Source organism: Enterococcus montenegrensis (genome assembly GCF_029983095.1).
GTDB classification, from domain to species: Bacteria; Bacillota; Bacilli; order Lactobacillales; family Enterococcaceae; genus Enterococcus_C; species Enterococcus_C montenegrensis.
Window position 1 is genome coordinate 1,431,848 of the sequence record NZ_CP120467.1, and the last position, 19,467, is coordinate 1,451,314.

The 19,467-nt window shown below is 35.5% G+C and carries 19 protein-coding genes and 1 pseudogene; 8 read left to right on the plus strand and 12 right to left on the minus strand.

Annotation, left to right across the window (positions count from 1 at the left end; translation table 11 throughout):
• Positions 1-13 precede the first annotated feature (13 nt).
• From P3T75_RS06955 to P3T75_RS06985, 7 genes are all read left to right on the plus strand, one after another.
• A complete protein-coding gene (locus P3T75_RS06955) occupies positions 14-1,537 on the plus strand; it encodes an ABC-F family ATP-binding cassette domain-containing protein (RefSeq protein ID WP_282461185.1) in 1,524 nt (507 codons plus the stop codon).
• Positions 1,538-1,765: 228 nt separating this feature from the next.
• Positions 1,766-2,329, plus strand: a complete 564-nt coding sequence (locus P3T75_RS06960) for a GNAT family N-acetyltransferase (RefSeq protein ID WP_282461186.1) — start codon at positions 1,766-1,768, stop codon at positions 2,327-2,329.
• 4 nt (positions 2,330-2,333) lie between these two features.
• Positions 2,334-2,831 carry an AAA family ATPase gene (locus tag P3T75_RS06965; RefSeq protein WP_282461187.1) on the plus strand — a complete coding sequence of 166 codons (498 nt, stop codon included), beginning with the start codon at positions 2,334-2,336 and terminating at the stop codon, positions 2,829-2,831.
• Positions 2,832-3,038: 207 nt separating this feature from the next.
• Positions 3,039-3,713, plus strand: a complete 675-nt coding sequence (locus tag P3T75_RS06970; protein WP_282461188.1) for a zeta toxin family protein — start codon at positions 3,039-3,041, stop codon at positions 3,711-3,713.
• Positions 3,706-3,873, plus strand: coding sequence for a hypothetical protein (locus P3T75_RS06975; RefSeq protein WP_282461189.1), 168 nt, complete (start codon positions 3,706-3,708; stop codon positions 3,871-3,873). Before P3T75_RS06970 ends, P3T75_RS06975 begins: the two co-directional genes overlap by 8 nt.
• Before the next feature lie 360 nt (positions 3,874-4,233).
• A complete protein-coding gene (locus P3T75_RS06980; RefSeq protein WP_230710940.1) occupies positions 4,234-4,959 on the plus strand; it encodes a DUF3781 domain-containing protein in 726 nt (241 codons plus the stop codon).
• Between the two features lie 220 nt (positions 4,960-5,179).
• Positions 5,180-6,643, plus strand: a complete 1,464-nt coding sequence (locus P3T75_RS06985; RefSeq protein WP_230710943.1) for an APC family permease — start codon at positions 5,180-5,182, stop codon at positions 6,641-6,643.
• Positions 6,644-6,689: 46 nt separating this feature from the next.
• On the opposite strand, the gene P3T75_RS06990 is transcribed toward P3T75_RS06985, so the two are convergent.
• The 11 genes and pseudogenes from P3T75_RS06990 to P3T75_RS07040 form a co-directional block, all read right to left on the minus strand.
• A complete protein-coding gene (locus P3T75_RS06990; protein ID WP_282461190.1) occupies positions 6,690-7,178 on the minus strand; it encodes a prolyl-tRNA synthetase associated domain-containing protein in 489 nt (162 codons plus the stop codon).
• A gap of 1,179 nt (positions 7,179-8,357) precedes the next feature.
• Positions 8,358-8,854: pseudogene (locus P3T75_RS06995) on the minus strand (ECF transporter S component).
• Positions 8,855-8,875: 21 nt separating this feature from the next.
• Positions 8,876-9,682 carry a hydroxymethylpyrimidine/phosphomethylpyrimidine kinase gene (locus P3T75_RS07000; RefSeq protein WP_282461191.1) on the minus strand — a complete coding sequence of 269 codons (807 nt, stop codon included), beginning with the start codon at positions 9,680-9,682 and terminating at the stop codon, positions 8,876-8,878.
• A 337-nt stretch (positions 9,683-10,019) separates the two neighbouring features.
• Positions 10,020-11,138: an AI-2E family transporter gene (locus P3T75_RS07005; RefSeq protein WP_230710962.1), complete on the minus strand. Its 1,119-nt coding sequence runs from the start codon at positions 11,136-11,138 to the stop codon at positions 10,020-10,022.
• A gap of 183 nt (positions 11,139-11,321) precedes the next feature.
• On the minus strand, positions 11,322-11,765 hold the full coding sequence (locus P3T75_RS07010; RefSeq protein ID WP_282461192.1) for a GNAT family N-acetyltransferase: 444 nt from the start codon (positions 11,763-11,765) through the stop codon (positions 11,322-11,324).
• Between the two features lie 122 nt (positions 11,766-11,887).
• On the minus strand, positions 11,888-13,660 hold the full coding sequence (locus P3T75_RS07015) for a metal ABC transporter permease subunit (protein WP_282461193.1): 1,773 nt from the start codon (positions 13,658-13,660) through the stop codon (positions 11,888-11,890).
• On the minus strand, positions 13,657-14,376 hold the full coding sequence (locus P3T75_RS07020) for a metal ABC transporter ATP-binding protein (RefSeq protein ID WP_206902852.1): 720 nt from the start codon (positions 14,374-14,376) through the stop codon (positions 13,657-13,659). Before P3T75_RS07020 ends, P3T75_RS07015 begins: the two co-directional genes overlap by 4 nt.
• A 316-nt stretch (positions 14,377-14,692) precedes the next feature.
• Positions 14,693-15,556 (minus strand): sce7725 family protein, encoded by an 864-nt coding sequence (locus tag P3T75_RS07025; RefSeq protein WP_282461194.1) that lies wholly within the window; start codon positions 15,554-15,556, stop codon positions 14,693-14,695.
• A 2-nt stretch (positions 15,557-15,558) separates the two neighbouring features.
• Positions 15,559-16,227: a hypothetical protein gene (locus tag P3T75_RS07030; RefSeq protein ID WP_206902854.1), complete on the minus strand. Its 669-nt coding sequence runs from the start codon at positions 16,225-16,227 to the stop codon at positions 15,559-15,561.
• 111 nt (positions 16,228-16,338) lie between these two features.
• Complete coding sequence (locus P3T75_RS07035; protein WP_282461195.1) at positions 16,339-16,689, minus strand: hypothetical protein; 351 nt, start codon at positions 16,687-16,689, stop codon at positions 16,339-16,341.
• Positions 16,690-16,693: 4 nt separating this feature from the next.
• On the minus strand, positions 16,694-17,338 hold the full coding sequence (locus tag P3T75_RS07040) for an endonuclease III domain-containing protein (protein WP_282461196.1): 645 nt from the start codon (positions 17,336-17,338) through the stop codon (positions 16,694-16,696).
• Positions 17,339-17,409: 71 nt separating this feature from the next.
• Here P3T75_RS07040 and P3T75_RS07045 point away from each other — a divergent pair, with 71 nt between their 5' ends.
• On the plus strand, positions 17,410-17,976 hold the full coding sequence (locus tag P3T75_RS07045; protein WP_230710974.1) for an SOS response-associated peptidase: 567 nt from the start codon (positions 17,410-17,412) through the stop codon (positions 17,974-17,976).
• A gap of 62 nt (positions 17,977-18,038) precedes the next feature.
• Here P3T75_RS07045 and P3T75_RS07050 read toward each other — a convergent pair whose 3' ends face one another.
• Complete coding sequence (locus P3T75_RS07050; RefSeq protein ID WP_282461197.1) at positions 18,039-19,391, minus strand: TrkH family potassium uptake protein; 1,353 nt, start codon at positions 19,389-19,391, stop codon at positions 18,039-18,041.
• Between the last annotated feature and the right edge of the window lie 76 nt (positions 19,392-19,467).

Here is a 19,467-nt window from a genome sequence, read left to right on the forward strand (position 1 = left end):
TGAGGATTCAACCATGTTACGCTTAGAAAATATTACCCAACAATTTGGCGATAAAGTTTTATATGAAGACGTATCTGTCCAAGTTAATCGCGGCGAACACGTCGGATTAATCGGCCGCAACGGAGCAGGAAAAAGCACCTTAATCAAAATTATCACCGGTGAGATTTTGCCTGATGACGGGCACGTCAATTTTCCTAAAAATTTACGTTTAGGTTATTTAGATCAATATGTTGGTGTAGATGAACACTTAAGTATTCGAAAATTTATGCAGACCGCTTTTAAGGAAGAATTTGAAAAAGAAGCGAAAATAGCAAAACTTTATGAAGACTATAGCGAAAGTTTTGATGACCGCTTATTAGAGCAGGCTGGTCGCTTGCAAAACGAGTTGGATCAAGGTTCTTTTTATCAAATGGATACCTTAATTGATGATTTAGCTACGGGACTGGGAATTAACGTATTGGGAATGGATAGTCTTTTAAAAAATTTGAGTGGTGGACAACGTTCAAAAATTATTTTGGCCAAAATGCTGTTAGAAAAGCCAGACTTGTTAATTTTGGATGAACCGACAAACCATTTAGATGATAATCATATTCAATGGTTGACACAATTTTTACAAGACTTTGATGGCACTTTTGTCGTAGTATCCCATGACCAAGTCTTTTTAGATGCGATTACCACTCATGTTATTGATATTGAATTTGGCAAATTAACCAAATACACTGGAAATCTTAATCGATCATTGAAGCTAAAGGAACTCCAACAAGAAACCTATATGCGCCAATATGAAGCCCAACAAGATCACATCAAAAAAACAGAAGCCTATATTCGCAAATACAAAGCCGGTTCTCGTTCTACAATGGCCAAAAGCCGGGAAAAACAGTTAGCAAAAATTGATCGTCTCACGCCGCCAACAGATGCACCAAAACCTCATGTAACCTTTACCTATGCCCCAATTGTAACAACTTTGGCACTAGAGACAGCAGAACTTGTTATCGGCTATGAAAAACCATTGTTAGCACCAATTGATTTGACGATTCGAGCCGGGGAGAAGATTGCTTTGCGCGGATTCAACGGGATCGGTAAATCAACCCTAATTAAAACACTATTAGGGCTTATTCCAGCCCTCAGTGGCGAATTTCACTTTCCGCAGCATACAAAGATTAATTATTTTGAGCAAGAATTAGCTTGGGAAAATCCACTAGCAACACCTTTACAGTATTTAAGTGACAAATATCCAACAATTAACAACAAAGAATTGCGACGTTACTTATCTCGTGCAGGATTAACCAGCCAACATGTTCAAGAATCATTAAAATACTTAAGCGGTGGCGAACAAACAAAAGTTAAACTATCCGAAATGATGCTGCCAAAAAGCAACTTCTTATTTCTTGATGAACCCACCAATCACATTGATCAGGCTTCAAAAGAAAATCTCCAAGAAGCTTTAATTGCTTTTCCTGGTACGATTGTCGTCGTTTCCCATGAAGCAGAGTTTTATGAAGATTTTGTCGATCGCATAATCGAATTAGAAGGCTAAATTAAAAGCCTAAACAGGGTTAGTTCCGCTGTTTAGGCTCTTAATTTTCAAAAAAATGGTCTTTTAGAAAAGCCACAAATTTTTTAGTGGTGTAAACACCTTGTTGCTATTTCATTTTTCCCGCGATTTTAAAACTTTGCGCTAGCATCGTGATTTTCTTCACTGCCTATCGCGATTGTGCTACAGTTAAATAAAAGGGAATAATTTAGGCGAAAAAGGAGAAAAATTTTGCAGCTAAAATCAGAAACATCGCCCATTACAATTAAGAACATAACAAAAACAGAGTTAAAGGAGCTATGGGAGTTAAGCTACGGGCCTAAAGCAGATTTAACCTGGAAAAATTTTGATGGTCCTTATTTTAAAGACCCCATTCTTACCTGGGAAGAATATCAAAAGGGATTTGGCAAACGGCTTATAACAGATGAAAATGCCGGCGTCATTTTTTATGGAGCTGAAATGCTGGGTGTGGTAACGGCCTATTTTGAAGACGGCTCTTTAAAAAGATGGCTGGAATTTGGGATTGCGATTTATCAACCTAAAAACTGGAATAAAGGCGTTGGACAAGTAGCTGTCACTTTATGGATTAACTATTTATTTGCTCTTTATCCTAAAATTGAACGGGTAGGGTATACCACCTGGTCAGGAAATGGTGCCATGATAGCATTAGGTGAAAAGCTGGGGCTGAAAAAAGAAGCGCAAATTCGAAAAGTGCGCTATTGGCAAGGTCAATATTGGGATTCTATTAAATATGGAATTTTAAGAACAGAACTTCAGTCATTGGAAAAGGTTTAAGGTTATGAGTAAACTAATTATTTTACGGGGGAATTCTGGCAGTGGCAAAACTACAGTCGCCAAAGCATTACAACACAGCTTTCCGCAAGGAACTGTCATGAATATTGGACAAGATGAAGTAAGGCGAGATATGTTAAACATCAAAGATGATACTTCTAATTTGGCTGTTTTAGCAATTGAAACCCTCGCAATTTTTGGATGCCAACATTATCCTATCGTAATTATCGAAGGAATTTTAAGTCGAAAGAAATATGGTCACATGCTTGATAAACTGCAGGAACTTTTTGATCAGACACATTGTTACTATTTTGACCTTTCGTTTGAAACAACTGTTTCACGCCACCAACAACGAATACAAAGATTTTCTTTTTCCGAGATCAACATGGCTAACTGGTGGTTAGACAAAGATTATTTGAAATTTGAAAATGAAAAAATGATTGGTCCAGAAATGTCGCAAATTGAAATTGTTAAGCTGTTACGCGCCGATGTTTGGGAAAATTGATAAAAATTTTTTTAGGGAGCTTTAAAACCGTCAGTTCCTCTGGTTTATAATTTCGTAAGCACCGTCATTTAAATTACTCAGTTAAAATTTATCGTAAAATGTAGAGTATAGTTTGAAAATTAGCACTTAGCAGAGTGCTATAATTTCAGGTTGTCTTTTAGGAAGTGTGGTAAACTGGCTTTGAAGGCGATAGGAGGTGCTATAAAAATGACGGAAGATTTTTCTTTGCATTATGCCAAAAAGAACAAGAAAATCTTAATTTCTTCTATTACTGAGGGGAAAGATATAGAAGAGGAAAAGACTGCCATTTTTATGGCGGGAAGTCCTGGAGCTGGAAAAACTGAGGTAGCACAAACTTTGATGGCGTTAAATAATAATCTATGTATAATTGATGCAGATAAGTTTCGGGCTTTATTTCCTGGTTATATTGGAAATAATTCTGATGAGTTTCAAAGAGGCGCGGCTCTTTTGGTAGATGCGGCTCTCGATCTAGTTCTAAAAAAGGGGTATAGTTTTATTCTTGATGGTACTTTTGCGACTGCTAAGGTAAATCAAAACATTGAACGAGCGCTCAAAAAGAATTATAATGTTCTTGTCTATTATGTTTATCAAGATCCGTTTATCGCTTGGGATTTTACCAAAAAACGAGAAGTGGTTGAAGGCCGATTTGTCCCGAAAGAACGTTTTATCAATGCTTTTTTTCAATCACGGAAGAACTTGATACACGTGAAAGAAGAATTTCAAGAACGAGTTACAATCAATGTCTTGGTGAAGGATTTTCAAAATACGATTTCTGATTTTCTAATGGATATTGATAATATTGCGTTGACATTACCGATTAATTACACAAAACACGGATTGGAGGAGGAGTTACATGACTGAAAAAGAAAAAGTTGAAAAAATTATGGAAAAGTACGATCGTAACTTTTCTAAATTACAAAAGAATGCTTCTGCAAAAGAATTGAAAACAGTCTTTAAATTTGTAGCAGATGAATCCAACCGTAAGCAGCGTGAATTGATTGGCTTGGACAAAGAAAAATGAATACCTAATTAGGATAGTTAAAAAGCCAAGAAAAAATGTTCTTGGCTTTTTTTTACCTCAAGGATCTTGATTCAATACATGCTTTGTCAATAGATATGTTATGCATAAACAGCTACTTTATTCCCAATAGCTGTTTAATTAAAAGTATGCTCTAAACAACTTTAAAGAATAAAATGGAGATGCCGACTTTAGAAGATAAGATTTAAAATATAAACACTATAAATTAAAAACCAATCTTTAATTTTTTATCTAAAAAATAAAGATTAGTTTTTTTACCTCATGTCTATGACCAATTAAACGCATCTATAGTCTAATATGGTATTCTAAAAGAAAACCTTATCATTTAAAAGGAGACTTTCAATGCTAAAAAAAATTGCTAGTAATATTGGATACACACAACTTGTATACGATCGTTTCAACAAAAAACTAAAAACAAATTATACCTCGAGCCAAATTGAGGAACTTGTACAAATTATTTTGCTAGCAGCAGACACCGAAATTACCCATTTAGGGAAAAATTACTATGTCTGGCAACCAGCAAGAAAAATTCAATTAACGATTAATGCCAACAATTATCGCTTAATTACTGCCGATTCCGCTAAAAAAATTCCAGCACAAAAAAAGGCAGCCGAAAAATCACAATGGTATCAAAGAGGCGCTAAAGCAGTGCATCTCGTCTATTTGAATCGTGAGGCAAAGGAACTACCAAAACTCTTATCTGGCGAAAAAACGATGATTATTCGTGGTGCTGCTGGCAGAAAATCGCCTTTAGGGGGTAGAGCAAGAGCGGGGGAGGATATTTATTTTGTCGAAACTAACAGCAATCTAGTGGTAAATTATCGTGCTGTGATTAAAGCTGTGATTGAGTCTGAGCAGATGACTCCAGAAGAATCCGCTTCTTTTGTAGAAAAGTACGCCAATCAACTTCAACTCTCAACAAAACAAGAACAACGCTGGACTGGGAAAAAATATCTAGCGGTTTATGAAATTGCAAATTTAGAAAAAATCGATTCTTTTTACTATAAACGCAAAAAAAATATGGATGACTGGATTATTACGGAAGATATCGCTACGATTTCAGAATGAAAATTTACTAATAGCAAAATAACTTTCTTTGAGTGATCAAAAAGTTGTTTTGCTATTTTGTTATTTTTGCAAACGATTTTAGCAAAATTTTGTCTTTTAAATGAAAGTAGTATTAATTGTTGGTGAAACTGTGCTAAATTCATTATTTTAGTAGTTGAGAATTCCTTTAAAAATAACTATGATATAGAAGTTGCAATTTATTATTTAAAGGAGTTTTTTCATGAGTCAAAATCAAAAACAACTGCGGTGGTTCACCGTTGGCTTAATTGCCTTTAATATGGTTTGGGGTTTAGGAAATGTTGTAAATAACTATGCCCAACAAGGAATCTCTGTTGTTACTTCATGGATTCTTATCTTAGCACTTTATTTTATTCCATATGCTTTAATTGTCGGTCAGTTGGGCTCGACTTTTAAAAACAGCAAAGGCGGCGTTAGCTCATGGGTTGAAAATACCTCAACAAAACGCTTAGCTTATTATGCGGCCTGGACATATTGGGTCGTGCATATTCCGTATCTTGCGCAAAAACCGCAAGCAATCTTAATTGCGTTAGGTTGGGCTGTCCAAGGTAATGGAGATATGGTATCAAGCATGTCAATGACAACCATTGCACTTTTAAGTTTAGTTATTTTCTTGCTGTTTTTATATTTATCGACAAAGGGATTAACAACATTAAAAGTTATTGGCGGTTTGGCTGGTACGGCAATGTTTGTGATGTCAATTCTGTTTATCTTGCTAGCAGTAGGTGCGCCGGCTGTAAGTAAAGGTATGGAATTTGCGACCCCTGACATGGGAAATATTAAAACATACATTCCAAAATTTGACTTTTCTTATTTTACAACCATCTCCATGTTAGTTTTTGCCGTAGGGGGAGCTGAAAAAATCTCGCCTTATGTTAACCAAACTAGAAACCCTGCCAAAGAATTCCCGCGTGGTATGTTCTTATTAGCTGGTATGGTAGGGGTTTCTGCAATTTTAGGTTCTGTGGCTATGGGTATGTTGTTTGCTAGCAATAATATCCCAGCGGATTTAATGCGTAACGGGGCTTACAGCGCATTCCAACAACTAGGTAATTATTACGGTGTTGGCAACTTATTAATGATCATTTACGCATTAACCAATACAATTGGCCAAATTTCAGCGTTAGCTTTTTCAATTGATGCGCCATTACAAATCTTATTGGCGGACGCAGATCCAATGTTTGTGCCAAATTGGTTAAGAAAACGTTCAGCCAAAGGTACTTTAGTTAATGGTTACTTATTAACTGGTATTTTAGTTAGCGTCATTATCTTATTGCCAATTTTAGGAATCGGCAATACAGATGAGCTAGTGAAATGGATGACTAACCTTAACTCTGTCGTAATGCCAATGCGTTATTTATGGGTATTCTTTGCTTATATGATGTTAAATAAAGCTTGGAAGAAGTATCAATCCGAATATAAATTCTTAAAAAATCCAAAACTTGGCTTTATCGCGGGTACATGGTGTTTTGCCTTCACAGCTTTTGCTTGTGTCTTAGGAATGGTTCCAAAATTGGATTACGCAACAAATCCAAAAGCTTGGTGGTTCCAGTTAATGACAAATGTCTTAACACCGATCGTTTTAATTTTATTGGGCATGATTTTACCAGCAATTGCCCGTAGAGATAAAAATAAAACAGCACTGCCTGAATTAAAAGAAGTTTAAAAACAAACCCTGCTGGCTATTTAAATAGTCAGCAGGGTTTTTTAGTCTACAAATCGATTATAGTGTATTCAAAGCCAATTGCGTTGACAAACTTTAAGACATCTTTAGTTGATAGGAAAATTGTCTTCGTATTGACGTTTGGATGAAAACTCATTTTCTTTTTGTCCAAGATTTCTGCATCAAAAAATACTTGAACATTTTTTTTGGTATTATTTAATAAACCAAACACCGAAACCACACCTGGAGGGAGTTGTAATTGCTCCATTAGGCTATCAGTAGAGGCCATTTTGATCCGATTAGCGCCTACAATCTCTTTAAACTTATCCATATCTAAACGCTTTTCATCGTCCATAATCAGTAAATAATAGGCAGTTTTCTTTTTATTCGTTAGAAACATTGATTTTGTACGGACACCTTCAATTCCAGTAATAAAGCTGTCGGCCTCCGCAGTTGTCAAAGCAGGAGGGTGTTCCACTATTTCAAAAGGGATCGCCAAAGCTTTAAGCGTTTCTTCAACTTGCAAAGACAAATTCATTTTATCCCATCCTTTCACCTTACTAGTACTATTAAACTTGATTTTAGCACAAACAATCAATTAAATGGTGCGACAATTGCAAAGATAAAAAGTAAGAGGGGGGGTATAATTAAAAAAAGAATTAACAAAGCCACTTAAAATTTAGGTTTTAATACGTTGGAATTTTCAGCTTGGGCATGTTGGGCATAATGATAATTTGCGTTATATTATGAAATTTCATCTTGAAGCGTCTAACAAAGTTTTCTTATAAAAATAGCTAAGCAGCAGACACAGTTGCCTCTAAGCGAGTTTAACAGCGGACCCAGCAAGATTTATCGAGTACAAATTGAGACATTACGTAGCAATCAAAATACCAAACAAAACTAGTTGACCCACGATGATTACAATCACGCATTTAGTAGAAATGTATCCCCATGATGTGAAATCAATCACATGTGACTATGAAAACGAATTTTTAAATCAATTTGAAATTGGACTTATTGAGGAAATATTCAATCGTAAAATATATTATGTATGTTTTAATTCGTGTGTGCTGCAGGAACGCGGATCTGACCTGACAAAAATCACAACGGATTACTTAGAAAATATTTTCCAAAACCGTCTGATTTTAAAAATATTTCGCAAAGTAAAATTGATCAACCTGTGCAAAGGATGAAAATTTAAAGTTACGAAAAATTTTTAAATAGAAATTTCCTCAGTACAAATTTAATTTCGAGTACTCGGAAGCTTTCTAGAAACAATCAAAATAATTTTACCGTGAACAATATTATACAATCATAAAAAATAAACATGGATTGATAGACCTAATCACGGGTAATCATTATTTGATTATGATAGCTAAGGCAGATTTTGCGCTTAATTCTAACATGCACTTTTGAATATTAACTTCGTATAATATATATTATGTAAACTAAAATGTAAAACTAATCTAATTTACTGATTATATTGCTACTTTTGCACTTCCCTGCCTAATTTTTAAGGCTGCATTTAAAAACTGTTAAATGCAGCTGCGCGAAATAACTTACTATAAAGAAATTTTTTGATCTGATACTGTCTCACGAATTTTAAAGTGCACTATTAATTTCAAACTGAATTTTTTATCTCAAATAAAATCATAAGCTGAAATACTCAAAATGATTATGTTTGATCCATTTACCTGATATGAACAATCATTTTGATTTAATGATCAAACTTCAAACGTTTCCCTGTTGCCTTTTTTAACATGGTCGTTATTGGGATTGCGATTAATGCGCCAAATGTGCTTTGGAATAGATTGCTTGGAATCGAGGCAATCGCAGCCCCAAGTCCATAAAGTAATCCTGTAGTTAAAGCGTAACCCACAACCATAATGATGACGCCCAAAACTAATCCTAATGACTTTAAAAATTTCTTTTGTTGGAAAAAATAACCAAATACAAATCCTTGTACGCCATGAATAAGTAGTGAAAACAAAATCCATTGTGGATAGCCCGCTAATAAATCGATAAATCCACCACTGATAGCACCGACAAAAAGTCCCGCTGTTGGACCTAATAATATAACCCTGTAATCGCAATGCCGGCATCACACAGAGTTATAATGCCATTTGTACCCGGAATTGGAATTATAACAAGTAAAGAAACTGCACTTGTTAAAGCTGCTAAGACAGCATATAGTGTTATTTTTTTTATTTGCATTGTTTCCCCTCTCCTTTAACTTTAAGCTGGAAGATTATTTGATTTAATAATCGATTCTTCAAAATAAACACTGCCAAATTCTGCTGTCACCATCACGCCGGCTTGTATGCTTTTGTAAACATAACCTTTTGCATCACTTACGGCCTTTTCTAGCTTATCTTTAGTTAGACCAGCTGTAATTGCAGCAGATAGACTACAACCGGCACCATTAATTGTAATGGCCTTAATTTTTTGTGCCTGATATTCTACTATTTTCGTTTCTGGTAGTGCTAATAAATCAATAGCACGCTCTCCTGCAAGTCGCCCGCCACCTTTTATTAAGACAGCTGTTTTATACTCTTTTTGTAGCAGGATAGCTACCTCTTTCATTTCCTGCAAGCTGTTAATTTTTCTTTTGCTCAACGTTTCGGCTTCAGTTAAATTAGGTGTGATTAAACTGGCCAAAGGAGCCAATTCACCACGAATTCCTGCTAAAATCTCTTTTTCAATCGCTGAATTTCCCTCTTTAAAAACTAAAACAGGATCTAAGATAATGGGGATATCGGGATGCTTTTGCAAAAATTCCTTAATTAAAGGAATAAATTCGAGATTTGCAATTAACCCAATTTTAATTCCACTAAAATTTACCTGCTCGATACTTTTTAATTGGGCTAAGAATATTTCTTTTGTAACGGGATGAATTGCTAAATTATTGTTAACAAGCGTAACAATAGAAGTTAAAACTGATATACCAAAAGTGTGATAATCACCGAATGTTTTTAAGTCCGTTTGTATTCCACCGCCGGCAAAAGGATCTGACCCACCAATCGTTAACACTATTTTTGTCATCCTCTTATCCCCCTTTGTGATTAAAAGTCTAGCAAACTTCCAGTGGGTTGCCCACAACCAATTGGCATGTTTTCAAACCAACCATTTGCAAAAAAATACCACAGCAATTAAATTGAGTAGCGTAACTTACAATACTTATTTATTGAATTTCTCCTTCTGAAGGATTATTAGCAGAAAATTTTTCTTTTATAAGAAGAAATTATTTGCTTGTTATTACTTCTGCAGTAAAAAAGTTTTTCTTTTTTTGATAGTTGCATCACAAGTACTTTTGCATTTGCAATTCACGTAAAAAACCTCATCTTAGTTCTTTTAAGAACACTAAAATGAGGTTTTTGTATTATTCTTCGGTTTCTTCTAAATTAGTCGTTAATGCTTCTGTTTTTTTCAAGAGATAAATTTTACGAATATTAATAATCAATGTCTTAATTACCGCATAGACAGGAATGCAAATCAACATCCCCATGATACCAGAAACTCTACCAGCACCCAATAGAACTAAGATAATAGTAATAGGATGCACATTTAATGATTTCCCAAATAAAAGCGGTTTAATCAGATTCCCATCGAGTTGCTGGATAACTAGAATAGATAATGCCATGTACAAGGCTTGCCACGGTGAAATAAACAGCCCCACAATCACAGCAGGTACAGCACCGATAAACGGACCGACATAAGGAATTATATTGGTGATACCGCAAATTAGAGCTAATAATAATGAATAGGGCTGCCCGAAAATTGTCATGGCGATAAAGCTCATAATTCCAATAATAAATGCATCTAATACTGTACTGCTAATATAAGCAGACAACGTATCATTTAACTCTCGAACCGTTTGTCGTAGTTCAGTGCGAATTGTCCGCGGGAAAAAATTTGATAGCGCATCTAAGAAACGATGACCATCTTTAAACATAAATAGCAAAATAAAAGGTACCGTAAACAAGAGAACAAAAAATTTCGTTAAAATAGAAAAAATAGAAGATAAACTGGAAGTTACATTCACAATAATAAAATTAATAATGCGATTAATCGTAATATTGGCCGAATCCAGTTGTTGTTCTAAATTAAAATTTTTGAATTCATCTTGTTTAGCTAGTCCATCTAACCACTTAACTAATTCATCAGCATAAGTAGGTAATTGTTGTGTTAATTGGACTGTCTGCTCAATCAACTGGGGAATGACATTCATTGCTGTTAAAACAATAATGATGACTACGACTAAAAATGAAAGTAAAAAACCTAAGACTCGGGACAATCCACGCTTTTGTAAGAAGTTGACGATTGGGTCAAACATATAATATAAAAATCCTGCAATAAATACGGGTAATAAAACGGCCCCTACCATTTCAAAAACAGGTTTAAAAACTTCTGGCATTTGCCATAAAAAATAAACACCTATAATAACTAAGACCAATTCTGCGGTCCAATAAAACAATTTCGAATTTTTAAACGATTGCATAGCAAAACTCCTAATCCACTTAATAACTCTATTTTAGCATAACAATTTCTGAAATCGTTTTTTCAAGTGAAGATAATGTTAAAAATTTCGATTTTTTTGAACTTTAGATTCTAAGATCTTTCAAAGCCTTTTTTCCATCTGCTTGGAAACATTTAGCTAATTTACTGATTTTAAAGTAGCTAACTAGTGCGTGAGATCCTTTTGGTAAAGGTTCAACCAGCGATCAAAAATGTCTTTTTCTTCGCCGATTTTATGGTATCCGAATTTTTCATATAGACCTAAATGTTGCGTTGCGATAAATGTATGTTCAAATCCTAAAGAACGCGCTTTTTCCTCTGCTTTTGCAACAAGTTTTTGGCTAATTCGGTGTCCGCGATATTTTTCAGCCACAAAGACGACGCCAATAAAGGGCGTTAACGCTGTTTGTTTTAATATGTCTTTTTTTAACAGCGCGCAAAAACCGACCAATTCTTCTTTTTCCCAACAAACCAAGACATTTTCCCAATCAGTTAAAGCGTGATTTTTCATTTGCTCTGCTAAATGGGCCCCAGCTGGCCAAGGGACTTTTTCAATCGACAAAATGGCCTTATCCCACATCGCTGTCTTTGCTACCCAAGTATATTTCATTGTTATCATCTCCTGGGTTAAGAATAGCATAAAGTAAAATATTTTTATGCTTTTTGCGCCTATTTTACACCAAACAAAAAGCAGTCAGAATAAACTGGCTGCTTTTTGTGTAGGAAATAATATTAATCTTTTTTACCGGCTAAACCAGCAAAAATAGTTTCTAAATTTTCCTTCATCATGTTGTAGTAGCTATCCCCAGGATTACCAGGAGTTGCAATTGAATCAGTAAAAATTTCCCCGTAAATTGGTATCTTGCTATCTTTTGAAACGCTTTGCATCGGTTTTTTATTAACAGAACTTTCTACAAAAAGCGCCTTTACCTGAGAAGCTTTCAATTGATCAACTAACGAGGTAATTTGATCTGGTGTCCCTTCTTCTTCTGTATTGATTTCCCAAATATAAGCAGAAGGAATGCCGTATGCTTTAGAAAAATATTTAAAACAGCCTTCACTGGTTACAATTAATTTTTGATCGGTAGCAATACTAGCAAATTGTTTCTTTGCCACTTTATCTAAAGCGGATAATTTTTCTTCATACTTTGTTAAGTTTTCCGCATAGATCGCTTTGTTAGCAGGATCTTTTTGACTTAATGTTTTCGCGATATTTCTAGCATATAAAATTCCATTTTCGATATTTAACCAAGCATGAGGATCTTCTTTACCATGACCATCCCCTTCAAGATAAATCACCGCAACACCGTCACTTACTGCAAAGTAATCTTCATTTGGCTTTTTCTGTCCATTGGCCATTAGCTTGGTAAACCAGCCGTTACCACCTGTTTCAAGGTTCAAACCGTTATAAAAAATGACATCTGCATCCTGAGTTTTACGAACATCCTTGGCTAAAGGTTCATATTCATGGGGATCTTTTCCTACAGGGACGATGCTGTGGAGTGCCACTTTGTCGCCGGCTACTTCTTTTACCATATCGGCAATAATCGAATTTGTCGCTACTACCGAAATTTTTTCTTCACTGCCATTTACTTTTGGTGTACTAAAATGCTGATAGCTAAAAATACCAATACCAAAAACTGCAAGAACAGCAATGGCCGTGTAAACTTTTTGTTTCGTTTTTGTTTGTTCAGCTTTTTTAGGGGATATGAAAAAGCCGATTAAAAACATTGTCGCTGCTGTTAAAACGATTGAAGAACCAGCAGCAATATTAAAACTATACCCTATGAAAAGTCCGATAACAGAAGCTAAGCCCCCTAGTGTTCCGGAAAGTAAAATCATATATTTTAATCGCTTAGTAAATAAATAGGCTGTTGCTGCTGGTGTAATCAGCAGCGCCACCACTAAAATCGTCCCTACACTTTGCATTGCAGTAACAGAGACCAATGTTAACATTAACATCAATAAGTAGTGGTACACATTTACTTTCATTCCAAAGGCTTTTGCCATCATGGGATCAAAAGAGGTCAACAATAAGGGACGGTAAAAAATAATAAGTAATAGTAACACCAAAGCGGAAATTCCAATGGTAATCCATTTGTCACTATCTTGAACTGCAAGAACGTTCCCGAATAAAATATGGAATAAATCTGTGGAACTGTTAGCAACACCAATTAGAATCACACCTAAAGCTAAAAACGAGCTGAAAGTAATCCCAATGGCAGTATCACTTTTGACCGTACTATTATTGGCGATATATGTGATAACCAAGCTTGCTAAAATACCGAAAACAGCCGCACCAATAAAGAAGTTTATCCCTAAAATATACGATAACGCAACTCCTGGTAAGACCGCATGAGAAATTGCATCCCCCATTAGTGACATTCCACGTAAAATAATGAAACATCCAATTGCACCGGCTACAATCCCAATCACAATTGACGTAATTAAAGCGTTTTGTAAAAAATGGTATTCTGTTAAACCGTTAATAAAATGCGTAATCACGTAAAATCACCTCCAATAAGTATTGCATCCCCATAGGCTTCTTTTAAATAGTGGGGGGTAAAAACTTCTTGGACTGTTCCGTAGGCAATCTTTTGTTGTCTTAATAGTAAAATTTCGTCAAAATACACTGAAACTTTACTTAAGTCATGGTGAACGATAAAAATAGTCTTTCCATTTTCTTTTAACTTACGCAACAAGCCCATAATTATTTGTTCACTCGTGGCATCAATGCCAACAAAAGGTTCATCCAAGAAAATCAAACTTGCGTCTTGTACTAATGTGCGTGCAAGCAAGACACGTTGAAATTGACCGCCAGACAGTTCACCAATTTGACGTTTGGCAAAATCTTGCATATCCACCGCTTTTAGGGCATCCATAACTTTTCCCCAATACTTTTTCATACTAGCCCATGGTTTTAAATGCGGGTAGACACCTAACGAGACTACTTCTGCTACTGTAATTGGAAAGGTATAATCAATTGCACTTTTTTGTTCAACGTAGGCGACTTCTTGCTGATTTTTTTGTAAGGGTTCCCCTTTATAAGTGACTGAGCCAGTTGCAGGAATTAATCCTAAAGCCGCTTTTAAAAAAGTGGATTTACCCGCTCCGTTGGGTCCTAAAAGACCCACGATAGTTGGTTGTGTAACTTCAAAACTAACATGATCGACAGCAATTTGTTGACTATATGCTGCCGTTATATTTTCAAAACGAATCATTTCATTCACCTCATCATTTTATATTTTTAGGCATACCTAAATAATAATACTTTAGATTAGTATACCCAAACTTTTATTTTTCGGCAAGCCTAACTTTTGTGCAAGGTAAAAAAAATACACAGTTTCTAAACTGTGCACTTTTTATTTATAAGGATAATATAAAATTTTCACATGAATAAGTCTTTTTAAAGTTGGCATATCCATATGTAACTTCACAAACTATTTTTTCGGAAAATATAAATTTTGAAATCTGAAAAATGAAAATGAAATATCTTAATCTTATTGCGCAATAACAAAAGAAGTTTGCAAAAAATGTTCATTCCTTTATTTTTGTCTCAAAAAAACGACTCATCAATTCTAAATGGTGCATCACGCAAGCTTTGCGTAGGACACCCATTCCGGGGAATTTTCCTTTTGCGTAACTTTGTTTCAAAATTTCCAACCCTAAGGTATCGTTACTTAAAAACGCCGGAAATTGGCTAACCTCTGCCATCACCGCCATAAAACGCGTCGCAAAATCAGGTAATTCTTCGGCGGGGGAAACAAAATGATGAATTCTTAATTGTTCTTGTTCAGCAAAATAAACCAAATGTAACACGATTTCTTTTGTCGGGTAGTTTTGCTCATAGTAAAGTCGACTATCAATTGAAAAGTCGCTAAAGCCTACAAACCCTCTTTTTTGATACGTTAGATGACTGAGAGTAAAAACTTCATCAGGTATTTCCCGATAGGAACTAGCTCTTAAGCGTAAAAAATTATCTTCTAAAACTATTTTGGGTCCTTTTACATGTTGCAACAGACGAAATTCTAAAGGTACAATTGTAGGTATCTCAAAAGTAGGAAAGTCAGCATCTTGTAGTACCGCTGCGCTTTGCGCAATCAAAAGTGGATACTCTGTCACACTTTTGACAGGTTCCGTGATAATGTGCGTCTTAAGACCATTTAACTGCTGTAATTTTTCTTGCCCTGCTAATGTTAAAAAATCACCTGCTTGCGGGTTGTCAATGAGAAAATAAGGTTGATTGACGTTGTTAAATTGTAGAAGCAATTTTCCTAAAGCAGGATTATCTTTGACTGGCTCAATAACAGGCTGAATAACCGGGCTTAATTTACCGGCTTCACTGAGTTGGCGTAAAGCTAACAAGTCAAATTGTTTACCGCGAAAATAAGGATAATACATTACTACTCCTCCAATAGACGTTGCTCAAGAGTGAAATAAGCGGCCCGCGTTGCTTCTAATTCTTCCTTTAGTGCTTCTACTGCTTGGTTTTGTGTTTCTGCAATAAAACGATCATAATAATTAACCGCACCGCTAAAAATATCGTAATCTTTTTCCCGTCTTTTTAACTCTTTATACAGTTGGTCGGTGCTAAATACTCGTAACCCACGTTCGGTTTGTTTGGCTTTATTCACTTCCCTTGCTTGAGAAGTAATCAAGTGATACAAGAGTTCATTTTCATTTACTTGTAAAAGTTGGCGCTGCGCTTTTTTTACCGTTTCAAAATATCCCGGCACGCCATACTCCAAATCACTTAGATATGGGTGAAAGAGAAGTACGCCCACATGCGGTGGAATCTCTTCTTTGACTTTTTCGTACAAAGACGGAGGTAAAACAAAATAATTTAAGTGACCCACAAAAGACAACTTTGCGGTACTTTTAAAATCAGCCTTACTCACTTTTAACTCATAACAACGCCATTCAAAAGTTTGATCCGGTAAAATTTTGCAAGATAAAGTATCCACGATCCCTTTATTGTCTGGCATAACAACTTCCTCAATTACCACATCACCTTTTTGGCGGCAATGAAAATATAAAGCTTCCTCCATGGCTAAAGTTAGTGCTGTCTTCATAACATCCCTCATTTAATCAGTTGTCCAACTGCCAAAATTTATTTATTTTAAAATAAACATAAAAGAGTTGGTGATAACAACAGTATAGAACGTTTGTTCGTAAATGTGAAGTCAATTAGACCACAAATAGTTAATATCTGCCAAAATACTTTTTGCATCCTCTAGTCCACTAAAAGGTAAAGCAATTGTTTCTACCTTCGTGGTTAGTAAAACCGCAACACTTTCTTTTGCTAAACTGGCTTGAACTTCACTTGGGGCATAAAAATCATAGGTAAACTCATCCAATGATACATTGGGGGTTACCAGATATAAACCTTTTTGACTGATCAGGCTAAAGCGGGCATCCGTTGTTTCATTTAACAAAAATGTCATTAGCTCTTCTTCACTCATAATTTCATCTGCATAAGCTTGTAATAAAAGAAATTGTTGGGTCTTTTTAAAAACTGTAAAAAATGGATTCATAATTTTACTCCTGACGTAAATTGATTTTGTAATCTCTTAAAAAAGTCCTATTAAAAGTATTCTTTTTCAAGAACTCTTTTCCAAACTCATCGATTAACCCATGAAATTCTTGTGCCTCTGCTAAGGTGAAATCACGCAAGTTAACCAGTTTTTTTAAAGCTTGATAGTTATGTAGTTGTGGTGTTCCCAACTGTGTAAAAAGACGTCTGGCATAACTATCTGCGACAAAAACAGGCAGATCAAAAACATACAGTAATAACACATCGGCTGTCTCTGGACCAATCCCGTGTAAAGTGAGCAATTGATCTCTTAAATTTTCACCATAATAGCTACGCACTTTAAAAAAATCGCCATCAAAAGCTAGCAACCAGGTAAAAATTTCGTGAATAGCCTGACTTTTATTTTTGAAAAAGCCACTGGGACGAATCAATGCTTGTAACTGTGCCACAGATAAATTCGCAATTTGGAAACTAGAAAAATCCGTTACCATTTTCAAATTTTCTAGTGAAATTGCTGCATTTTGCCAGTTGGTGTTTTGAACAAGAATAGCTCCTAATATAATTTCTTCTTTTGAATCAGCTGGCCACCAGCCTTGAGGCCCCATCTTTTGGAACATTTTCTGATATAATGCATATACCTGTTGTTTCAAACTATCACCTCTTCTTCATTATAGCGCAATTACTTATGAATGTATGAAACTGAGGTTAGGAGGTTTTTGTGATGTGTGGTCGTTATCTTTTTGATTTAAAGACAACGGAATTATTAAAATATTATCAACAACTACAACAATTAGGGAAAATCGGTGAGGTTGCTCCTAGCGAAAATGTTGTAACCCTTGCTCCTGGTAAAGACGGAAAAATCCGCTTGGGACTTACACGTTGGGGATTTACGACAACCAAAAATAAAAGTCGTATTATTAACGCCCGTAGTGAAACGGTAACAGAAAAACCACTTTTTGCTGAAAGCTTTTATCAGCGTCGCTGTGTTTTTCCAATGACAGGATTCTTTGAATGGGATCATGACAAAAATAAAATTCTATTTACCCCTACCGATGAAAAAGAAATTTATGTTGGTGGCTTTTATCGCCAACACAATGACGAGTTGGAATCTGTTATTATGACGACGAGTCCCAATGAAACTGTTGCTAAAATTCATGATCGGATGCCGTTAATTATTGAAAAAAAAGCTATTCGCACTTGGTTAACTGACGATAATTTTGCCAATAGCTACCGTAAACAACAATTAGAGCCCAAATTGACCCTAAAAAAAAGTATGCCAGAAAAATAATGGCATACTTTTTCAGGTTTCAGGTTGTAAGTTTACATATTCTAATTATACGAAACTTATTGTTACCCAATTAAAACTGATTCTTCCGGATATTTGAAATGTTGTTCTTGCTGTCTTGCTTTTGCAATTAATGAGAATAATACTGTCATAATTCCCACCCTGCCAATAAACATCAAGGCTATAATAATTACTTTGCCTACCATGCTAAGTTCAGGGGTTAATCCCATCGTTAAACCGACTGTCCCAAAAGCTGAGACAACTTCAAAAACAATATACTCTAGTCCCAAACCATCAACATCGGGAATTTTTTCTGTGACTGATAAAATCATCGTCGCAAAAATGCAAAGTGATAATGTAATAAAAAATAGCGTTAAAGCTCTAAAAATAGCACCAGCTGGAATCGTTCGGCCGCTAAATTCCGCCTGATTGCGTCCTTTTAGGATGCTCTTCATCTGAATAAGTAACACACCAAAAGTTGTGGTCTTTAAACCACCAGCAGTGGAACCTGATGTGCCACCGATGTACATTAAAACAATGGTTAGAATTAAACCGGCATGGCTCATCTCAAAGTAATTGACCGAGTAATAACCTGCTGTTCGTGGTGTTACTGCCATAAACATGGTATTAAATAGACGTTGCAACCAATTTCCTACTACTAAGCTTTCACCGTTATGTTCGGTCAGATAAAATCCCAAAGTGCCCAATAAAAGAAGACTACCTGTCATGATCAGGGCAATTTTAGAGTGGATGGACAGGCGCTTGCGCTGGCGATATTGCATAATATCGTACCAGACTAAAAAGCCTAGTCCGCCTGCGATGATTAAAATCATCACCACAAAAAGAAGCCAAATATCTTGTTGGTCACCTGCTAAACTATCACCCAATAAGTCAAAACCAGCATTACAAAAACTCGAAACAGAATGAAAAATACTAAACCAACTTCCTTTTGCCCAACCATAACGCGGTATAAAGGAAAAACTCAGAGCCAAAGCGCCAAGACCTTGAATAATGACAGAAGTTAATAAAATGTAGCGCATCAAATTGACGCCGCCATTCATTTGCTCCAAATTAAGTGAGTCTTTTAATAGCATTCGGGTGCGTAAATTGATTTTCTTTTTAGCAATCATAAAAAAGAATACCGGTAACGACATAAAACCTAAACCGCCTGTTTCAATCATGATTAAAATAATAAATTGACCAAAAGGTGTCCAGTGTTCTGCAGTATTAACTGTTGTTAAGCCGGTAACACAAGTTGCCGATGTTGCAGTAAATAAGGCATCAATAAAGGGCGTAACTACGCCTTGACGACTAGAAATAGGCAACATCAATAATAAAGCTCCGCCAAAAATTACCGCGGCAAAACCTAATGATATTAGCTGCGGTGTTGCTAAGGGAGCTTTTTTACATCGTTTCAAGAAACTTACCTCCAATTACACGTTCTAGGATAATTTAAGTTAAAGCAATGAAATGCTTACCCTAGATTGTACCAGA

What these genes read in the sequence shown, in the direction of transcription:
- P3T75_RS06990 (WP_282461190.1), bottom strand. Translation starts at nt 7,178, where the DNA reads ATGAATTTGTCTTTGCAAGTTGAAGAAACGCTTAAAGCTTTGGCGATC.
- P3T75_RS07020 (WP_206902852.1), bottom strand. Translation starts at nt 14,376, where the DNA reads ATGATTCGTTTTGAAAATATAACGGCAGCATATAGTCAACAAATTGCT.
- P3T75_RS06980 (WP_230710940.1), top strand. Translation starts at nt 4,234, where the DNA reads ATGCTAAAAAAAATTGCTAGTAATATTGGATACACACAACTTGTATAC.
- P3T75_RS06955 (WP_282461185.1), top strand. Translation starts at nt 14, where the DNA reads ATGTTACGCTTAGAAAATATTACCCAACAATTTGGCGATAAAGTTTTA.
- P3T75_RS07005 (WP_230710962.1), bottom strand. Translation starts at nt 11,138, where the DNA reads ATGCAATCGTTTAAAAATTCGAAATTGTTTTATTGGACCGCAGAATTG.
- P3T75_RS07000 (WP_282461191.1), bottom strand. Translation starts at nt 9,682, where the DNA reads ATGACAAAAATAGTGTTAACGATTGGTGGGTCAGATCCTTTTGCCGGC.
- P3T75_RS07025 (WP_282461194.1), bottom strand. Translation starts at nt 15,556, where the DNA reads ATGTATTATCCTTATTTTCGCGGTAAACAATTTGACTTGTTAGCTTTA.
- P3T75_RS06965 (WP_282461187.1), top strand. Translation starts at nt 2,334, where the DNA reads ATGAGTAAACTAATTATTTTACGGGGGAATTCTGGCAGTGGCAAAACT.
- P3T75_RS07030 (WP_206902854.1), bottom strand. Translation starts at nt 16,227, where the DNA reads ATGAAGACAGCACTAACTTTAGCCATGGAGGAAGCTTTATATTTTCAT.
- P3T75_RS06970 (WP_282461188.1), top strand. Translation starts at nt 3,039, where the DNA reads ATGACGGAAGATTTTTCTTTGCATTATGCCAAAAAGAACAAGAAAATC.
- P3T75_RS06975 (WP_282461189.1), top strand. Translation starts at nt 3,706, where the DNA reads ATGACTGAAAAAGAAAAAGTTGAAAAAATTATGGAAAAGTACGATCGT.
- P3T75_RS07010 (WP_282461192.1), bottom strand. Translation starts at nt 11,765, where the DNA reads ATGAAATATACTTGGGTAGCAAAGACAGCGATGTGGGATAAGGCCATT.
- P3T75_RS07045 (WP_230710974.1), top strand. Translation starts at nt 17,410, where the DNA reads ATGTGTGGTCGTTATCTTTTTGATTTAAAGACAACGGAATTATTAAAA.
- P3T75_RS07035 (WP_282461195.1), bottom strand. Translation starts at nt 16,689, where the DNA reads ATGAATCCATTTTTTACAGTTTTTAAAAAGACCCAACAATTTCTTTTA.
- P3T75_RS06985 (WP_230710943.1), top strand. Translation starts at nt 5,180, where the DNA reads ATGAGTCAAAATCAAAAACAACTGCGGTGGTTCACCGTTGGCTTAATT.